Below are 19818 nucleotides of genomic sequence, written 5' to 3' on the forward strand. Positions count from 1 at the left end.
GGAGCTTTTTCTGTTTTTTATGCGGATTCAGGCAGTATTCATATTAAAATCATATCGAAAAAAGTTGTTATGAAATCCTGCTTCTTGGTATAATATATGTATATAAAATAAAGAAAGAACCAGATCGGGGGAAATGTATGACGATACTCAAAGAAGATTTTGATAAAGAATACGAGAAATCGAAGACCAAAGTCACCGTCGAAGAATACGAAAAGCTGTCGTCCAAGCTGCTTTTCGAGATCATCCGCCACGATGGGGAGAAGGAACTCGAGCGCCATTCCGGGCCGCTCTTCTTCTCCGCGCTGGCAGCCGGAATCATGGTCTCCTTCTCCTTTTACTTCCGCGCTGTCCTTGCCATGTATGCAGGAACTGCGCCCTATGCGGATGCCATCAGCGGCATCGGCTACACGACAGGCTTCCTCATTGTAATCCTGGGCCGCCTGCAGCTCTTTACCGAGCACACGATCACGGCTGTCATCCCGCTCTGGGAGCATCCGTCCTGGTACAGGCTCATGCGGATCCTGCGCCTCTGGGCGATCGTCCTCGGATCGAACATGGTCGGCACCTTCATTGCTGCGCTCTTCATGACCTCGCCATACTTTGCAGGAAATGAAATATCGACATCGCTTGGTATCGTGGCCGGCCACGTCATGCACTTCTCGGCAGGGGAGAACATCTTCCGCGGCATACCTGCCGGCATGCTCATCGCGGCGATCGTCTGGATGCTGCCGATGTCCAGAGGATTTTCCTTCTTCACTATACTGACCTTTACCTACTTCATCGCCATCGGGGGATTCGCGCATGTCGTCGTCGGGTCAGGGGAGGCAGCCTATGCCGTCCTGACAGGCGCTTCTTCCGTTTCAGACTACTTCTTCCGTTTCCTCATACCGACAGGACTTGGAAACATCATAGGCGGTACAGGCATATTTACACTCCTTGTCTCTGCGCAGGTCAAATTCGGACATGAATAAAAGATAAAAATAAACATAAAAGAAAACATAAAAAGGGATGCGTTCAGCGAATACGAACGTGTCCCTTTTATGCATCTATTAGATAAGAGAGAAATTTTAAAAAGTTACGGAACAAATTATTTTATATAAGACCTATCGAGGAATTTAATTTGCAAACATACATGTTATAAATAAAAAATCGTAAAAATGCGATAAAATCGGGTCTTGACAAGGTCAAAATTGTAAAATTCATGCAATAAAACTCATGAGTCGTAGTCTATATTATAGACTCTAATGCATGAATTTAAAGAAAAACATGTATTATTCACAATATAATTTATGGGGTATACTCAGGGCGAATTCAAGAGAAACGTTTCTTTTAAAAGCCGGGGAGTGAAGCTCCTCAAGGTTGTTACACAGAAAATGTGGAAAGGGAATTACTATGATTAATTTGGAAGATTTCTTAGCCGTTGGCCAGAATGCCATTGCCCGCAGAGTTGTTCAGCAGTCCGACTGCGCTGATAACTACGAAAACGATTTCAAGGGACTTCTTTCTACCCCTCGTCTGATTCACTGGGCACTCGATGCTTCCATCGAAGCTATCGATCCGTACCTCCCGGATGACTATGCATCCATCAGCTTGGGCGTCAGCTTCGTTCATACAGCTCCGACAAGCATCGGCATGACCGTTACCGTACATGCTGCTATCATTGCCATCACTGATCACGACGTAACACTCGACATCAAAGCATGGGATGAACAGGGTGAAATCGCTCACGGCACACACAGACGTGCCATTGTCCTGAAAGAAGACGTACTGAAGAAAGTTGAAGAAAGAGCACGTCTTCTCATGATCCGTCAGGCAAATGAACAGATAAAGGAGATGAACTAATATGACAATGATTCCAGATACGCTGGAAGGTGCACTCCTTCTCTCCGCTATCGACTTCGTTCTTTCATTCGTATTCATCTCATTTATCGGAGTAATCCTCCACTTCTTCCCGCTTCTTAACAAGATCGGCGAAGTAAAAGAAAGGAGAGACTAATAACATGGATATGGGTCAGCTTTTAGCAGCTCTCCTCACAGAACTTCTTCATCAGACAGACCTCCTGGGCCTGACTCTTGGAAATCTCATTATGATTACCGCAGGATGCGTCCTGCTTTACCTGGGTATTGTAAAGAAGTACGAACCATTCCTTCTGGTCGGCATCGGCTTCTCCTGTATCGTCGTCAACGCTGGCGGTTCTTCCCTGACTGATCCTGGTGGCCTTTTCTATTTTGCGTATCAGGGCGTAGAACAGCTGATTCTTCCTCCGCTCATTTTCCTGGGCGTAGGTGCAATGACTGACTTTGGTCCTATGATTGCAAACCCGAGCCTTGTTATTCTTGGCGCAGCTGCCCACCTCGGCATCTTCGTTGCCCTGATCGGCGCTAACTGCCTCGGCTTCAACCTTGGCGAAGCTGCTTCCATCGGCATCATCGGTGGCGCAGACGGCCCGATGGCTATCTACACCACCATGAAACTGGCTCCACATCTTCTTCCGCAGATTTCCGTTGCAGCATACTCCTACATGGCACTGATGCCTCTCATCCAGCCGCCAATCATGAAGCTGCTCACCAACTCTGACGAAAGAAAGATCATTATGAAACAGCCGCGTTATGTATCCCGTCTTGAAAAGATTGCATTCCCGATCGTTATCGGCGTCATCGTTAACATTTTCCTGCCGCCAGTTGCTCCGCTGATCACCATGCTCATGCTCGGCAACCTGCTTCGTGAATGCCTCGTTGTTACAAAACTGGCTGAAACAGCATCCAACACACTCCTCAACATCGTAACTATGGTTCTGACCGTTGCAATCGGTTCCACGATGGCAGCAGGAACCTTCCTGACCTACAAGACAGTCCTCATCATTTTCCTCGGTCTCGTTGCATTTGCATTCGGCACAGCATCCGGCGTAGTTTGCGCTAAGATCATGTGCAAACTCTCCCACGGCAAGATCAACCCGCTCATCGGTTCCGCAGGCATCGCTTCCGTTCCGATCGCAGCTCGTGTATCCCACCTCGTTGGCCAGAGAGAATCCAGAAGCGTATTCCTTCTGATGCACGCTATGGGCCCGAACCTGGCAGGCGTATTTGGTACAGCTATTTCCGGCGGTATCATGCTCGCACTCCTCGGAGGCTGATTCTAAGGCTGTAAATGCTGGTCTTCCCGCCAGCTTGGCATAAAAAAGATGTGAAATCCCGATACCAGATTTCACATCTTTTTTTTATTTCCTAAAGGAAATGGGGAGGGGCGTGCAGGTGCAGCTGACAGTATCCGTAAGCGCCGAATCCAAAAGTCTTCCACTAGCACGAGCGAAGCACCGCTATACTCGCCTTCCCAGATGGGGAAGGGGGACCGCGGGACGCGGTGGATAGGGTTGATTTCCGACAGCCGCAGGCTGGTTGTATGGTTTTTAATCACCCTCTCGTATTAGCGAGGTTTTGCGTTTTTCCAATAACACAAATCCCATATCCCCGCACAAAAAAGGATGTGAATGACGACTGATCATTCACATCCTTTTATAGTTAATTATCTTTTCGGCGGAAGGCCTGCGTATTCTCTGGCGAAGTCAGAGAAGTTTTCCTTGATGTAATTCTTCAGCAGTTCAGCTGGCGGAGAGAGTTTTTCGCCCTTCTTCCAGGAGAGGGAAATATATCTCTGGCAGTTCGGGGAAGCAATCGGGACGAGTGCTACATGGTCGCCGCCTACGCCGTGCCAGGTGATTCTCGGAGCGAAGGAAACGCCGAGGCCTGCGCGGATGAATTCGCGGACTGTCGTCGGGCTGTCGCTTTCAAGGACGACATGGGGGACGAAGCCTGCCATACGGCAGTAGAAGTCCGTGATCGTACGAAGGCTTGCGCCTGCTTCCAAAGAGATGAAGCCTGCCTTTTCGAATTCGTCCAGATTGACGGATGGTCTCTTGGCATGCGGATCGGTATCAGGCATAGCCAGCATAATATCTTCCTTCAGGAGCGTGACGGAATGGTCATTCTCGATCGGATTGATCGAAGAAGAAAGAGAGAGGTCGACGTGCGTCTGATTCGTCTGGCCCGGCTTGTTATGCTGCTGCAGGATTTCGAAGCGGATATCCGGATGTTCCTGACGGAAACGGGTGAGGAAGGCCGGGATGATCATGGAAGCGGCAAAAAGCGAGATCGTGACGGTCAGCTTCTATGCTTCCTTCGTATCGGCCAGTTCCTTCTGTGCGCCATTCAGTTCCTGCATGATGCGGTTCGTGTGGCGGAGAAGGATTTCACCATAACGCGTGAGGACGATATTGCGCCCACTTCTGGAGAAAAGCGGCACGCCCAGCTCGGTCTCGAGCACTTTGATCGTGTGGGAGAGGGACGGCTGTGAAATATGAAGCGCCTCTGCAGCTTTCGTCAGGTGCTGCAGCTCAGCGGTTTTCTGGAAATAGCTCAGAGCGAGGAGTGTTAATTTCATGGGACCCTCCTAGGTTCAGGTATGGAAATGAATAAAAAAGGCATCTGATTACTTTGTCCCTAATTATACCTGTTTATCTATCAATAATCAATGAATAAGGTCTTATATGCATTATAAGTCAACTATCATGCAGATTTATTACTTGCACGTCAAGTTGATGAAATTTCCTCGATTCGAAACGATATCCATCAATGAATCGATTCATTTGACTATGAATTCCGCCATATATGGATGAATAAGGGAAAACAGGCGAGAAATACGCTTCTCACGGCGTCCCATCGCATTTTATAGATGAAAAAAGGATGAGAACGCCCCTGAAGGGGATTTTCCCTGCGTCTCATAATGTATACGCTTGTCTTTTCATCATGGAAGGGAAATGGAGGTCTTGCTCCCTTATCCTGAGAAATGCCGGAAAACACTGTATTTTGCGGCATTTCCTCCTATATCGCCCTGGATGAAATCCTGTTTCTAGTATGCTATTTTTACATGCATTCCTTTTATTATTGACATTCCGCTGAATCAGTGCAAAAATGGAATACATGCTGAATATATTATAAAGATAAAAGGAGAAAGAAATGGAATTTTTTATTGATACCGCTGATGTCGAAGCCATTCGCAAAGCCAATGACATGGGATTCATTTCCGGCGTAACGACGAACCCGTCCCTGATCGCCAAGGAAGGAAAGGACTTCCATGCAGTCATTAAGGAAATCGCCTCCATCGTGGACGGCCCTATTTCCGCTGAAGTGCTCGCTGATGACGCAGAAGGAATGATCGCAGAAGGTCAGGTCCTCGCAGGCCTTGATCCGCATGTAGTTGTCAAAGTACCGATGACCCCGGAAGGCATGAAAGCCGTCAAAGGTCTGAAGAAGCTTGGCATCCGTACAAACGTCACCCTCGTCTTCTCCGCTAACCAGGCACTGCTTGCAGCACGCGCAGGCGCATCCTTCGTCAGCCCGTTCGTAGGCCGCATCGACGACATCGGCTGGGACGGTGTGGAACTCATTCAGACCATCTCTGAAATCTTCGAAATCCACGACATCGATACAAAGATCATTGCTGCTTCCATCAGAAAGCCGCAGCACATCTCCCAGTGCGCACTCGCAGGTGCTGACATTGCTACCGTTCCGTTCCAGGTACTCATGGATGCCATGAAACACCCGCTGACAGACAACGGCATTGCACGCTTCAAAGCTGACTGGGCTGCTGCCAACATGAAATAAAAATAATAGAAAAAGGCTCCTCAACAGGGGTCTTTTTTTATTGCCCTAAACGGGTTGGGGAAGGGTGCATCGATGAAGTATAATAGAAAAAGAATCCCAGTATTTTCGAGGGAAATACGCGGCCAGTCCGCAAATCAGGGGAGGAATCATGAATATAAACTTTAATCTCGGGCAGCGCTACCGCTATCCGTCCAGAAGAAGCGTCGTCTTCGGAAACCGCGGCATGGTCGCTACGGCATCCCAGCTCGCGGCCGGCGCAGGCATGGACATGCTGAAAGCCGGCGGCAATGCCGTCGACGCAGCGATTGCGACAGCCATCTGCCTTACCGTCGTAGAACCGGTTTCCAATGGCATCGGAAGTGATGCTTTTGCCATCATCTGGATGAAGGATCATCTCTATGGATTAAACAGCAGCGGCTTTGCTCCTGGCGCCATCAGTGCCGATATCGTAAGAGGCATGGGACACACGGAAATGCCGATCCGCGGCTGGCTTCCCGTCACCGTGCCGGGCGCGCCTGCCGCATGGAGAGAACTCTCCCGCCGATTCGGGCGTCTTCCTTTCAGGAAACTCTTCGAACCGGCTATTGGTTACGCCAGGTACGGCTATGCCGTTTCACCTTTTGTTGCCCACGAATGGGAACAGGAGAGGAAGGCACTTTCCGTCTATGCAGAAGATCCTGCCTTTTCAGGCTGGTTCGATACCTTCCTGAATGCAGGAAGAGCGCCGCGCCCGGGTGAAATCGTCCGCCTGAAGGACCATGCCGATACACTGGAAGAAATCGCAGAATCCGAGACAGCCGCCCTCTATGCAGGACGCATTGCTGACATCATCGATGCCTTTGCAAGGGAGACCGGCGGGTACCTCAGGAAAGAAGACCTCTCCGCATGGAATCCTGAATGGGTCGATCCCGTCAGCATCAATTACAGAGGCTATGACGTATGGGAGCTTCCGCCGAACGGCCACGGCATCGTGCCGCTGATGGCGCTCAATATCCTGAAAGGATACGATTTCACGGAAAGAGACACCGTAGAGACACTGCACCGCCAGTTCGAAGCCATGAAGCTTGCCTATGCGGACGGCAAGAAATACATCACCGAGCCATCCTGCATGACAAGGACGGTGGAAGAACTCCTCTCTGACCGCTATGCCGAGGAGAGAAGATCCCTCATCGGAGAAACGGCACTGGAACCCGAAGCCGGCGATCCCAGATGCGGAGGCACCGTTTACCTTTCCACGGCAGACGGCGAAGGAAATATGGTTTCCTATATCCAGAGCAACTACAATTACTTTGGAAGCGGCATCGTCATCCCGGGGACCGGCATTGCCCTCCAGGACAGAGGCGCCAACTTCAGCCTGGATGAAAACCATGACAATTGCCTCGCACCGAGGAAACGCACCTACCATACGATCATCCCCGGCTTCCTCACGAAAGAGGGAAGAGCCGTCGGACCCTTTGGCGTCATGGGAGGCTTCATGCAGCCGCAGGGCCATCTGCAAGTCATCACAAATACCCTCGACTTCAGAATGAACCCGCAGGAAGCCCTCGACTGCCCGCGCTGGCAGTGGGTCGGCGGGAAATCATTCCAGGTCGAAAGAGGTTTTGATCCATACCTCATAGAACAGCTCCGGAAACGCGGTCACGATATCATCATCAAAGATGACCTGCAGGGCTTCGGACGCGGAGAAATGATCTGGAGAAATGAAGAAGGCGTCCTTATGGGCGCTACAGAACCAAGAGCCGACGGCACCGTCGCTGCCTGGTAAAGGAGGCATTATGAAAAAGAAGAAAATCCTGAAACCCATGACGAAGAAAGAACGCATCGAAGCCGCCATCCTTGGTGAACATGTCGACCGCATTCCTTACTCCCTCTGGTCGCACCTGCCCGGCATCGATCTCGATCCCGTGGCCAATGCAGAACATACCTATGATTTCTACAAGACCTACGACGTGGACATCCTGAAAACCATGAACAACGGCATGTACAGCGTCGAAGACTTCGGCGTCAAAGTCGACTACTCCGACATAGAAAAAGGCGGCGTAGCCAAGATCGTCGACACGCCCGTCAAGACTCCCGAAGACTGGGAAAAAGTCACATCCGTCTCCGTCAACGAGGGCGCCCTGGCCCGCGAGCAGAAATACCTGCGCCTCCTCCTTGATAAGACACAGGGAGAAGTCCCCGTCGTATTCACCATCTTCAGCCCGCTCACCACAGCATCCAAGGTCTGCCCGGACATGATGAAGCACATTCAGGAAGGCCACGGAGAACGCGTAAAAAAGGCCCTCACAGCCATTACCGAGACGACATGCGCACTTGTTCAGCGCGTCATCGAAATGGGCGCTGACGGCATCTTTTTCGCCACACAGCTCTCTTCCTATGCCAAGACAGAGGAGTCCTTCTACAAAGAATACGGCATGCCTTATGACCTTGCCGTCCTCTCCGCCTCCTCCGGCTGGTGCAACGTCCTCCACGCCCACGGCCCGGACATCATGTTCCCGCTCTTAAGGAAATACCCCGTCCAGATCTTCAACTGGCACGCATGGGAATCCCTCCCGGAAATCGGAGAAGCAGCCCTCCTGACAGGCAAATGCCTCATGGCAGGCCTCGAACGCATGGACATCACAGAAGGCCATAAGAACGAAATAGAAAGACAGATCTACGAAACCCTTCGCCAGACAGGAGGAAGAAGAATCATCGTATCTCCGGGCTGCGTCATCCGCTACCCACTGGACCGTGAAATGCTCTCCTTCGTCAGAAAAGCAAAAGAAGAAATAGAAGAGAAAATGTTCCCGAAACCCAAGATGAAATAAAGGGGAAGGGAAAATGAAACGGCCGTGCCAAATGCAGATGCTTTGGCACGGCCGTTCTTGCGTTGGGATATTCAATAAGAAGGTTACCTGGCACAAAAAAAATCTCCGCATTTCTGCGGAGATTTTCACATTCAATTATTTCTTGATTGGCGGATAGGTTTCCATACGCGGAGCGCTGTAGCGGAGCTTTGGGGAAACGATGAAGTAAATCAGGAGACCCATAGCTGTTACGAAAGCGCCTTCCATGATGACAGACCAGCCGCAGCCGTATACTGCGTATACACTGTAGATGCCGCCTACGATAGCTGCCATGTTGGCAAGTTTTGCTTTGTCATGCGGAATCTTTTCTACCTTCTGGAGATCGGCGACAGCTGCCATAGCCAGGAGGTAAGGAATCAGGTTGATCATGACGGCCAGGTTGATGAGTACGTTGAACTGCTTAAGCAGGGTCGGGCTCATGGTGGAGAGAGTCATGACAATCTGGATAGCTACCAGAGTACCGATAGCTGCATATGGAGAACGGAAACGGTTTACAGTGGAAAGGAACTTCGGGAAGAGTCCGATGGAGGATGCTTCTCTAGCTACTTCAGAAACGGTGAACTGCCAAGCGGTCAGGGATACGAAGCAGGAGCAGACGAGCATGCAGGAAACAATGTAGCCTGCGGTTGGTCCGAACATGGTAGCGTATGCAAGGCCGAAAGGAGCATTGGCATTCATCAGTTCAGTGTAAGGAACGAGGCCGCCGATGATAGCGGTGGAAGTGGTGTAGCAAGCGCCTGCGAGCAGTGTGCCTGCGAGAACAGCGATCGGAACATCCTTTTCCGGATTTTCAACAGTGTCGGAGTTAGCGCATGCAGTTTCAAGACCAAGGAAAGCCCAGAGGATAACTGCGATGGATTGCTTCATTGTTTCGTAGAAAGGAAGATCTCCCGGGTTCCAAGCCTGTACATAGACGTCAGGGCTGAAGAAGAATGCACCGGCGAAAAGCAGGCCGATGACCGGGGTTACGACGCACATAACGCCCAGAGTGGAGAACTTGCCGAAATTCTTAGGTCCTACGAGGCTGATCGTAGCAGCGGCCAGAAGGACGCCGATCGTAGCCAGGCAGACTTCAACCGGATCAAGGTTGAAACCGAAAACATAAGAACCGTAGCTGACAACGCCGCTTGCGATAGCAACGTTGGCGATGATCAGAGAAATCGTGTAGCAGAAGTTGGAGAGAAAATTGCCGGCTCTCCCGAAGCGGTATTCTGCATAACCGCCCATGCCTCCTACCTTTTTCGTGTACATCCCGCACTTAGAGAAAGCGTAAGCGAGAATAGTTGCACCGATGGAGGCAAGAATCCATGCGAAAATAGAGACCGTCCCGATTTCAGCCAGCGTAGCTGGAAGAAGAATAATACCGGAACCCATCATGTTGATGGCAGTGACTGTCGTTAACTGGACGACTCCCATTTTTTTGCTCTTAGACAAGGTTGTTCCCTTCTTTCTTTTGTTGCTTCCATAATCAGAGGGAACCCTCTGACAGGGGGAAAAAGTTGTCCCGGAATGAACCGGATGATGCTGTCGTGAAATCATCAAGGCATGCATGAACCCCATTTGCTTTCGTTATGGTGAAAGAAACAGGGTGAAAAAGAAAACCATCTGACGCAGACCGCCAGGCGCTGCTCTACTGCACTTCTGCAGGGCGCGGTGAATTTTTATTTACTGAAATATAACACAGATGAAAGAGTATGACAAGACCTTTTTTAAAACTTTTTTGTAAAATTTTTGAACACGAAGTACCATGGACTTTTGAGAACTTTGAAGGAAAAACGAGGAAAATGGAAGAAAACGCTAGCCATCACGGATTGGCATGGATTGGCATTATAAATCAATATGTATCCATTTTTACGACATAGAAATGCAGAAAATCCCAAAATGCCCATATTATGGCGCATCTCAGCTTTTACCCTCAAATTCCATAGTATCTATATGTAAATAATTATGCAATATAGAAAATAAAAATACAGAAAGTTGTATATTGCCTAAAATCCATTTGGCCCCTCAGCGCCTGAAAACGCCCGAAATGCCCCCAAATAACCCCACAGGGCAAAATTTCAAATTTTAAATGAGAAAAAAGAAGATAAAATGAGAATAAAAGTTTTTTTGGTATCGTAGGTAAAGAATTATTTTATATAAGGATTTCCTAGTCTGCCTCGAAGAAATCCCCACTTTTTACAGAGAGAAAAATCGTAAGAAAACAGGAAATCAATAAAATGAAAAACGAAGGAAAACGCACGCCATCATCCTCTATCCATATCTATCCCGGAAATTCACAGGAAATTCAGGAAATTTAAGGGTACTCACCGACCCAAAATTGACCGTCAGCCACCCAAGATCCCCGCCAGTCCCATAAAATCGGCCAAAAAAGAAGCAAAAGGGAGGAGAGAGGCAGACTTGGGTTGTACGATTTTTATTTCCCTCAAGGCGTTAGCCTTAGTTTAAGGGTGTCAGAGCTCGCCCCTTAGGGGGAGCTAGCGCGCATGCGCCTGAAGAGGTTCATCTCCCAGGCTGCAAGCCTGTTGTATGGTTTAAACTTGCCTTCCCAGACGGGGAAGGGCGTATGGGATGGGGTACGAAAGGTCCGAAACAAATCAGAGCTGAGCTCTTTCTTTTATTCCTTGCGAGGCTGCCTCCTTCGGGGGAAGTGGCCATTATACCAATGATTACATATGAAATCACAGAAATGTTTGTGTTATTTCCATAATGGCCGAAAGGGGTGCAGTTTCTAATAAGAGGGTTGATTTCCTGCAAGGCGCAGCCTTGGTTATATGGTTTTGATCTGCACAATGTTTTTCATTTCCTGGTTCTCTCCCTCCATCCCATAGAATTCCTGAAAGCAAGATTCTATTCTCAAATTGAAAGAGCATTTTTAACACGCACTGCTCCTCCCAAATTTCCATCCTTCTCTATAAGGTACTAAATATATTAATAATATATATCCTTATATATAAAGAATTTCAAAGACTTTTGAAACCTTACGGCGATATTTCCCGATTTCCATTGACATGACTTTTTATTGTGCTATATACTATGAAATATGCCCTTACGCAGGGTGTCTTGTTTGTGTTTAAGAAATACTTAAGAAAAGAGGCAAATTGTCATGGCAGAAATGCAGAAGACCCTGATTACCAAAGAAGGCCTTGAAAAGATGCAGAAGGAGCTGGAAGACCTTCGCACCACGAAACGTGCGGAAGTAGCCCAGCGTTTGAAGGAAGCCATTGCAATGGGCGACCTTTCGGAAAACTCCGAATATGATGAAGCAAAGAATGCCCAGGCATTCCTGGAAGGCCGTATCGTTCAGTTGGAACAGCAGATCCGTACCGCTCAGATCATCGTCAAAGGCAAGAAGAACCGCATTGACGTTGGTTCTACCGTTACCATCGAAGATATGGAAGAACACGTAAAAGAAACCGTTACCATCGTCGGCAGCGCTGAATCCAACCCATTCGAAGGCCGCATTTCCAATGAATCCCCGGTAGGCTGTGCCCTCGTAGGCGCTAAAGCCGGAGACATCGTTGAAGCAGACGCTCCGAACAGCGTAATCAAGTACAAAGTCATCAGCATCGACGACTAAGATCCTGATGAAGAAATATACTAGTTGAAAGGAATTTCTAATGGCAGAGAATAATCAGAACAAGAACGTACAGACCAGCGGCCCGAAGCTGAATGACCAGATGATCATTCGCCGTGAGAAGCTGGACAAGATTCGTGCTCTTGGCGTTGAACCATACGGTGAAAAGTTTGAATGGGACCACCATGCAGCTGATATCCGTGCAAACGCAGAAGAACTTGAAAAGAATGAAACCACGGTCCGCATCGCCGGCCGCATCATGATCCGCCGCGGCGCAGGCAAGGCAGCATTCGCAGTCCTCCGCGACCAGACAGGCGACATCCAGTTATACTTCAGAAAAGACGTCCTCTCCGAAAAGGAATGGGACCTCTGGAAACTCGTCGACATGGGCGATATCCTTGGCATCGAAGGCGTCGTATTCACCACACATACCGGTGAACTCACCGTCCGTGTACACCACTTCACCATGCTGTCCAAATCCCTCCGTCCGCTGCCGGAAAAATGGCACGGCCTGACCGACAAGGAACAGCGTTATCGCCAGAGATACCTCGACCTCATGGTCAATCCTGAAGTCCGCACCACATTCGTCAAGAGAGCAGCCATGATGGCAGCTATCCGCAAATGGTACACCGACCACGGATTCCTCGAAGTCGAAACCCCGGTTCTCCAGCCACTCTATGGCGGCGCAAACGCAAAGCCATTCACCACCCATTTCAATGCACTCGACATGACCATGTACCTGCGCATTGCACCGGAACTCTACCTGAAGAGACTCCTCGTGGGCGGCTATGAAAGAATTTTCGAAATCACCAGAAACTTCAGAAACGAAGGCATGGATACCCGTCACAACCCGGAATTCACTGCCATCGAAACATACCAGGCATACGGCGACATCGAAGACGTCATTAAACAGACGGAAGAAATCGTCGAAGCCTGCGCACTCGCATCCTACGGCACAACCAAATTCACCTATGAAGGCACCGAAATCGACGTCAAAGGCCCGTGGCCAAGACTCACCATGGCTGGCGCTGTCAAGAAATACACAGGTGAAGACTTCGATGCATGCGAAACCATCGAAGACGCTCGCAAGATCGCTGACAAACTCCATGTAGAATACGGCGAATTCGACGGATTCGGCAAGATCCTCTCCGCTTGCTTCGACGAATACGTAGAAGCAAAGCTGATCCAGCCAGTTCACATCACTGAACACCCGATCGAAGTATCCCCGCTTTCCAAACTCGATCCGAAAGATCCGAGATACACCATCCGCTTCGAATCCTACATCTACGGACGTGAACTCGCAAACGGCTTCTCCGAATTAAACGATCCGATCGATCAGAGAAAACGTTTCGAAATGCAGGTAGAAGAAAGAGCACACGGCGACGACGAAGCTCATCCGATCGATGAAGACTTCCTTACCGCTCTCGAATACGGCATGCCTCCTACAGGCGGCCTCGGCATCGGCCTTGATCGTCTCTTTATGCTCATGACCGACTCCTCCAGCATCCGCGACATCATCCTCTTCCCGGCAATGAAACCGGAAACCGCACAGGAAAAAGCAAATGCGAAAGCTGCTGAAGAAGCTGCCATGGCAGAAAGTGGCAACGACGGATTCTTCAAGCCGAACAGCGAAATCGACTTCTCCAAAGTCAAAGTAGAACCACTCTTCACAGACTACGTAGACTTTGATACATTCAGCAAATCCGACTTCAGAGCAGTCAAAGTCAAGAGCTGCGAAGCCGTCAAGAAATCCAAGAAACTCCTGAAATTCGTCCTCGACGACGGCACAGGCACCGACCGCATCATCCTCTCCGGCATTCATGCATTCTATGAACCGGAAGAACTCGTAGGCAAGACCCTCATCGCGATCGTCAACCTGCCACCGAGATCCATGATGGGCATCGACTCCTGCGGCATGCTCCTCTCTGCTATCCATGAAGAAGAAGGCGAAGAAAAACTCCACCTCCTCATGGTCGACAACCACATCCCGGCAGGCGCAAAACTCTACTAATCAACAAAAAAAGCGTTCTTTCCAGAAATGGAAAGACGCTTTTTTTCATTGCGAAATAAAGGAAGAAGGGCCGTAGGCCGGTCTTAACCTTGCCCTGGAAGGGAAGGTGTCGGCGGAGCCGACGGATGCAGCATTTCGTCGAGCGGAGTGAGGTTTAGCTGACCCCGTTAGGGGAAAGTGGTGCGCATGCGCCGAAAGGGGTTCATTTTCTAAAAGGGCCAGACAGGGTTGATTACCGCGCAGCAGAGCTGAAGTTGTATGGTCTCCTCTTTCCATTTCCTCATCCCTCCGTCCACAAACCTACATACTGCAAGATACGGTGCGTTTTTACATTCATGCTTATACGAAAGGACCTGCTTTTTGTGCAGATTTATTTAAAATTTTAAATAAATCGTCATAATAATGACGTGCATGTATATTTTTGATAAAATAAGCGTATAAGGTCATGTCTCTTCGGATTTTCGGGGGAAAATCTTGGAAGAGAATTTTTAAATCTGGAGGAAATGATCTATGAAAGTGAATATTACGGGGGATAACGAATTCCAAGGCAGGAGGATCATGCCTCCGCCCTGGATGGTCTGCCCATATATCCGGCGCTCATCCGTCGGCTGGAGGACAGGCTTCGGCGGAGCTTATGCAGAAAAGTTCCAGACATGGCTCAAAATGATGACGCCAAAGGAAAAGAAAGTCTATCGGGAAATGTTCCCGGAACCCATCACCTGGAAAGGCTGGTGGGACGGTGAAGATAATACCGAGCTTCTGCGTTACAAGAATTACTCGACCTGTGCATGGCGCGAAGGCGGAAAGCCCAATTACACCAAGGCGCAGCTCATCAAAGAATGGGAAGAAGGAAACAGGCGGCCTTTCTGTTACTTCTGGGACCATGATGAAAAAGACGGCACGCTGACGCAGTCCTGCCTCAGCCAGTGGTATCCGTCCAAATTTTCCGTCGGCATCTATCAGTACAACTGCATGGAGCAGTACATGATGGCCGAAAAAGCAGACCTTTTCAGCGATGAAAAAGTCAGGGAAAAGATATTTGAAAGCGACGACCCGGCTGTCATTCAGGCACTCGGACGCACCGTCATTTACTTGAAACAGGACGTCTGGGACGAGTTCAAGCACTCGATTGTCGTCAATGGCAACTGGCGCAAATTCACCCAGAACAAAAAACTGCGTGATTTTCTCCTTTCCACAGGAGAGAACATCATCGTGGAGGCAAGCCCGTACGACACCATCTGGGGCATCGGCGCTTCCGCTTACGATGAAGAAGCAAGAGATCCGCGCGACTGGAAAGGGGATAACATGCTCGGCTTTGCACTGATGGAAGTCAGGGATGAACTCCGCCGCGTCTACCGCTGCGAAAGCTCCTGCGACTGGACTTATGCTAGAAAGAAATCTCCGGGAAAGAACAGCTAATTTCATATGAACTTTAAAAGCCGGGCAAACTGAATACGATGCCCGGCTTTTCTTGTCCAATGGTCAAGAATGCCTCTGTTGCCAGAGCGATGAAATCATCATAAACAAAAACGATGAAATTCAATGACGAAGAGGCAGTCATCTGATAGAATGAATATATACAGGATAACAATCCTGGGAACAAGGAGGGCTCAGTCATGCGCTGTGGCAAATATAGAGAAGGCGTGATCCTGAATGAATCCAGCATGAAAATGGCTGTTTTCATGGAGGATAGAAAAATCCAGCTTACAGAATGGGAAGGCCCCGACGGCTGTATTTCCACAAAGCGTGTCGCTGTGGAAAAGATGCAGGTAGGCTTCTGCTATCGCACGAAACCTACCGGAGAATGGGACAGCGGCTGGCGCTTCATGGCAGGCGATGAAAGCCATGAGTACATGGACAAACCGGAAAACTCCGGCATCTACAAACTCATCACCATCGTTTCCATCGACCCTGACGTCCTCCCGCTCCTGAAAGCCCCCTGCGGCTCTGCCTTCGAGCGTGACGAAAAAGGCATATTTCATCAAGTCGACGACTGGCATTTGGAATAAATAAGAAGTACAAAAAGCTGTGACGAAATGATCCTGCACTTTGTCACGGCTTTTTTGCTGTCCGGAAAGTGACACCAGTTAGGAAAAATCGCAACCGAAGTCAAGCTGTCCCCGTTAGGGGAAAGTGGCGCGCATGCGCCGAAGGAGAAGGTGGCGCCGAAGGCGACGGATACAGTAGTTCCACGAGCAGCGCGAGGTTTTATGGTGTTTTCAGCCGTTAGGCTGGTTGTACGGTTTTCATGTTTTTCCTATTTTTCCTATTTTTCTCTTCCCCTATCTTCTCCCAAATCCCAAAAACATCTCCATTATCTCTTTCTTTATTTTTTTGATAGAATTAATATATAAATGAAGCAGTCTGAAATTTCTGGCGGAGGTGAGGGAATGGTTAAGGAAAAAGATTATTTCGTCCTTGTTTCGGAGAGGCCTTCCTTGAATGGGAGTCCGGATGATATCGTGGAACAGACTCTGAAGATCTCGGATACCGGTCTTGCCTGGTTTGCCACCCGCACGGCCAGACAGAAGGAAACGGGACGCGGATATCACGAAAAATACGTGTCGAGGATAGGGGAATGGAGAGCGGAGATTCTTCTTAGGATGACAGACCGGGTGAAACAGCAGGCGGAGTTTCCTTCCGGAGACAGACCTTACCTTTTGACCCGCCATTGGAAATTATCGGGAGACAAGATTGTCGTTGGCCAGCAGAACGGAGTTCCTGTTCTTTGGCAAGCGGATAGAAGCCTTGACCTGACGGAAATGTACCAGCGCTTTCTCCCCTTCCATGACATCTGGGCCTTTGGCAGATGCATGCCGCTTCCTCAAATGAACTGGAAGGAAAGGATTCATCAATTTGCCGAAGACTGGGTAGATTTGCTGAATCAACGTGAAAGTAATCCGAAAAGATTTTGGATCCACTTCATCGGACTTGGGCGTGAATGCGCGGAATCAGGGTTCTATATGGATACTGGAGTAGAATTTGGCAAACGTTATCCGGGTTGTTTTGATGTTGATGAATGTGACCGCTTGGAAAGAATCATTTCTTCCATTGATGACAGGGAAATTATCGGATCCGCCATCTTTTCCATGTGGCGTTACAAGACACATTGGGAAACTTTTGACGGCAGCATCATTTGGTCAGATAATGCGCAGAAATGGTTCCTGCTGCTCTTCCAGCGTCTTGAAGAAATGACGAGACCGGTGGCAGCAAAGAACGTTTTGTGAAATCGGGAGAAGAACTATGGAACAGGGAAAGGGGATTCAGGTATTCTTGCCGGAAGGCGTAGAAAAAGGAATAGCTGTTGCAACTATTGCAAACTGGAATGGTGAAGTCATAAGACTGCCACGCAGTGAAGTGAAGACTTATGAATCCGGAAAACTGAGCAAACCTGGCGTGTATTTTCTCTTTGCAAAAGAAGAAGGAGAACAAGAGCGTATTTATATTGGCGAATCAGAGAATGTTAAAAAGAGACTTATCCAGCATATACAGGATTATGCTTCAGAATCAGGAAGAGAAACATTCTATTGGCAGACTGCAATTGTTCTCTTGGGTGGCAATCTGAATAAAGCGATAATTCGTTATCTCGAGAATGCTTTTATTAAGATTGCGAAAAAGCGTAAGCAATATGTTCTCTTGAACAAAGAAATGAGCCCTGGCGTGCAGTTAGCAAATGCACAGATTACCGTAGCCGAAGAGTATATGGATTATGCAAAATTAGCTGGCTATATGCTAAAGACATTAGATTTGATAGACCAGCAGCAATCAGATGAAGATGAAACGTTATTGCTGCAGGCTGGGGATGCTGATGCAAAAGGGAAAGAAGTTCCGGAAGGTTTTGCTATTCTTAAAGGCTCCAAAGTGAACATGAATGGGAGTATGACGAATGCAAGTGATTCATTAAAACAAGAGAGAATCAGGCTGATTCATGACGGCATAATCAAAGACGGAATTGTAACGGAAGATATAACGATGTCCAGCCCGTCTGCCGCTGCTACGATTGTTCTTGGATATAGTGTCAGTGGTTTGATAAATTGGAAAGATGGGAACGGACGGACACTGAAAGAAATCATGGGATCATAAATCCTCCGCGCATACGGAGCCATGAATTCTTGCTTATCTTTTCCACCAGAAGGGGGAGTGTATGTCTTTGTATGAATCGATGAAGCCGGGCGCGATTGGAATCGAGAAGTATCCTGACGAAGAGGATTTGAAGCCTTATTTCTATCAGGACCGTTGCGACCGTTATGATTACCTCGCCGCTGCTGCGTGCGGTGCGATGGCGGGGTTGGTGGATATATTCCTCGTCGGCTCGCCGGCAGACAGCGCGCTCTCAGGCTGGACGGACGAGCAGGTCGACCATGCTGTCATGAAATTTGCCGACTACTGCGGATGGAGTCCCAGGCCCGGCAAGGAAGACAGCGTCGCCAGTGCGATCGGATTTCTTGAGAAGAAATATCCCGTCAATTACGATCAGGCATACACCACCGGCAGCGATGCTATTTTTGACATGTCCACGAAGAACCATCACATGAAATCTCTCGGTCATGCGCCGGACATCGTCGGCCTTTTCTTCTCCATCCTGAATCAGTTCACAGAGACCTCCACCTTCATTTCTGACGGTCAGCTCATCACCATCAAGAGCGATCCCATAGAAATGCAGGGAGGAGACCTTATTTCCAAACTCTTCTGCGGCGTGGCGAACTGGTTCGGCCATATTATGTCAGACGTCGTAGGAAGCTCCGGCGCATCAGGAAGAGGAAGCGGCCTTGCCATTCCTTTCTATGAGCTTTTCGGCCTCTGCGATTTCGGCACTTTCCAGGTCGGGCAGTACAGAAACACCCTTGCCAAAGTCGCGACGAAAGTCTTTCAGGAAGGCTACGACTTCCGCTTCGGCCTTACCATGGCGATTCCTGTCGTCCTCTGCGACCTGTCCATCCGCCTCATCTGGGCGCTCCGCCAGCATTTCTACTACCATCAGCCGCTTGAAGACTGCATTCCGAATCACCGCCATCCGAGCCTTCGCGTCATGCTACTGATAGGAAACGGGACGCTCTGCCTCATGGATGGCGCGGACGCAGCCCTTCGTTCTGGCGGGAATGCTCTGCTCTTCTTCACCCGCATGAATCTCATCGCCTGGGCGCGCTTCGGACTCCTCGCCGTGAAAGAAGTCCTCATCCGGATCGGCATCGCCTATCCGCTCCAGAGCCTCATCGACGCCTACAGGCGCATCAATATTTACCTCACCAATTACCTCAAGGAACTTGAAAAGATCGACTTCGAAGTCTTCGAAAGGGAAACCGCCCGGTATAACGAGCTCACGGCCCTCCTTTCCCGAGCAAAGACAGAAGAGGACCTCCATGCCGTCCTTACAAGCCAGTACGAAGCCCTCGGCATACCGCTGCCGTATAAAGAAAAGACCTTCGATGATTTCATGGAGAATCCTTCTTCAAGACTGGAGTTCAAATAATGTTCCACTGCGATATATGCGGAGAGTGCTGCCGCCATCTCGGACACTCTCTGATCTATAAAGACCTCGACGACGGCACAGGGAAATGCAGGTACCTCTCAGGAAACCGGTGCTCCATCTACGACCACAGGCCCGTCTTTTGCCGCGTCGATGAATGCTATGAGAAATACTTCAAGGAAACGATGGATTATGCAGACTACCTGCAGATGAACTACGACGCCTGCAGGAAATTAAAAGGGGAGGAATGACC

18 protein-coding genes are annotated in these 19818 nt (G+C 49.2%); 15 read left to right on the top strand and 3 right to left on the bottom strand.

The genetic code is table 11. The features are described 5' to 3' along the window. Window positions 1-137: 137 nt before the first annotated feature. From OIM03_03730 to OIM03_03745, 4 genes are all read left to right on the top strand, one after another. On the top strand, window positions 138-971 hold the full coding sequence (locus OIM03_03730; GenBank protein HJI73388.1) for a formate/nitrite transporter family protein: 834 nt from the start codon (window positions 138-140) through the stop codon (window positions 969-971). Between the two features lie 421 nt (window positions 972-1392). Further along, entirely contained in the window at window positions 1393-1842 is a 450-nt protein-coding gene (locus OIM03_03735) for a hypothetical protein (GenBank protein ID HJI73389.1), read from the top strand. A gap of 1 nt (window position 1843) precedes the next feature. Beyond that, complete coding sequence (locus OIM03_03740; protein HJI73390.1) at window positions 1844-1996, top strand: hypothetical protein; 153 nt, start codon at window positions 1844-1846, stop codon at window positions 1994-1996. A 4-nt stretch (window positions 1997-2000) separates the two neighbouring features. Continuing rightward, a complete protein-coding gene (locus OIM03_03745) occupies window positions 2001-3134 on the top strand; it encodes a sodium ion-translocating decarboxylase subunit beta (protein HJI73391.1) in 1134 nt (377 codons plus the stop codon). 389 nt (window positions 3135-3523) lie between these two features. Here the strand turns inward: OIM03_03745 and OIM03_03750 are convergent, their stop codons facing one another. Together OIM03_03750 and OIM03_03755 are read right to left on the bottom strand one after the other, a co-directional pair. Further along, window positions 3524-4150 (bottom strand): LysR substrate-binding domain-containing protein, encoded by a 627-nt coding sequence (locus tag OIM03_03750; protein ID HJI73392.1) that lies wholly within the window; start codon window positions 4148-4150, stop codon window positions 3524-3526. 15 nt (window positions 4151-4165) lie between these two features. After that, window positions 4166-4438, bottom strand: coding sequence for a LysR family transcriptional regulator (locus OIM03_03755; GenBank protein ID HJI73393.1), 273 nt, complete (start codon window positions 4436-4438; stop codon window positions 4166-4168). Between the two features lie 575 nt (window positions 4439-5013). On the opposite strand from OIM03_03755, the gene fsa reads away from it, so the two are divergent. From fsa to OIM03_03770, 3 genes are all read left to right on the top strand, one after another. After that, window positions 5014-5661: a fructose-6-phosphate aldolase gene (fsa, locus tag OIM03_03760; protein HJI73394.1), complete on the top strand. Its 648-nt coding sequence runs from the start codon at window positions 5014-5016 to the stop codon at window positions 5659-5661. A gap of 148 nt (window positions 5662-5809) precedes the next feature. Further along, on the top strand, window positions 5810-7426 hold the full coding sequence (locus OIM03_03765; protein ID HJI73395.1) for a gamma-glutamyltransferase family protein: 1617 nt from the start codon (window positions 5810-5812) through the stop codon (window positions 7424-7426). 10 nt (window positions 7427-7436) lie between these two features. Next, on the top strand, window positions 7437-8471 hold the full coding sequence (locus tag OIM03_03770) for a uroporphyrinogen decarboxylase (GenBank protein ID HJI73396.1): 1035 nt from the start codon (window positions 7437-7439) through the stop codon (window positions 8469-8471). Window positions 8472-8606: 135 nt separating this feature from the next. Here OIM03_03770 and potE read toward each other — a convergent pair whose 3' ends face one another. Then, entirely contained in the window at window positions 8607-9944 is a 1338-nt protein-coding gene (gene potE, locus OIM03_03775) for a putrescine-ornithine antiporter (protein ID HJI73397.1), read from the bottom strand. 1672 nt (window positions 9945-11616) lie between these two features. Here potE and greA point away from each other — a divergent pair. The 8 genes from greA to OIM03_03815 all read left to right on the top strand — a co-directional run bounded on the left by greA (window position 11617) and on the right by OIM03_03815 (window position 19816). After that, window positions 11617-12090 carry a transcription elongation factor GreA gene (gene greA, locus OIM03_03780; GenBank protein HJI73398.1) on the top strand — a complete coding sequence of 158 codons (474 nt, stop codon included), beginning with the start codon at window positions 11617-11619 and terminating at the stop codon, window positions 12088-12090. A gap of 40 nt (window positions 12091-12130) precedes the next feature. Next, the gene (gene lysS, locus OIM03_03785) at window positions 12131-14098 is read left to right on the top strand and encodes a lysine--tRNA ligase (protein HJI73399.1); all 1968 of its coding nucleotides are present in this window, start codon (window positions 12131-12133) and stop codon (window positions 14096-14098) included. Between the two features lie 510 nt (window positions 14099-14608). Beyond that, entirely contained in the window at window positions 14609-15517 is a 909-nt protein-coding gene (locus tag OIM03_03790; GenBank protein HJI73400.1) for an NADAR family protein, read from the top strand. 197 nt (window positions 15518-15714) lie between these two features. After that, entirely contained in the window at window positions 15715-16107 is a 393-nt protein-coding gene (locus tag OIM03_03795; protein HJI73401.1) for a DUF2185 domain-containing protein, read from the top strand. Between the two features lie 381 nt (window positions 16108-16488). Beyond that, complete coding sequence (locus tag OIM03_03800) at window positions 16489-17325, top strand: hypothetical protein (protein ID HJI73402.1); 837 nt, start codon at window positions 16489-16491, stop codon at window positions 17323-17325. A gap of 16 nt (window positions 17326-17341) precedes the next feature. After that, window positions 17342-18181, top strand: a complete 840-nt coding sequence (locus OIM03_03805; protein HJI73403.1) for a GIY-YIG nuclease family protein — start codon at window positions 17342-17344, stop codon at window positions 18179-18181. Between the two features lie 61 nt (window positions 18182-18242). Beyond that, the gene (locus OIM03_03810; GenBank protein HJI73404.1) at window positions 18243-19568 is read left to right on the top strand and encodes a hypothetical protein; all 1326 of its coding nucleotides are present in this window, start codon (window positions 18243-18245) and stop codon (window positions 19566-19568) included. Continuing rightward, entirely contained in the window at window positions 19568-19816 is a 249-nt protein-coding gene (locus OIM03_03815) for a YkgJ family cysteine cluster protein (GenBank protein ID HJI73405.1), read from the top strand. Before OIM03_03810 ends, OIM03_03815 begins: the two co-directional genes overlap by 1 nt. Window positions 19817-19818: the final 2 nt, after the last annotated feature.

This window comes from Veillonellaceae bacterium (assembly GCA_025992895.1).
Classification (GTDB): domain Bacteria; phylum Bacillota; class Negativicutes; order Veillonellales; family Dialisteraceae; genus Dialister.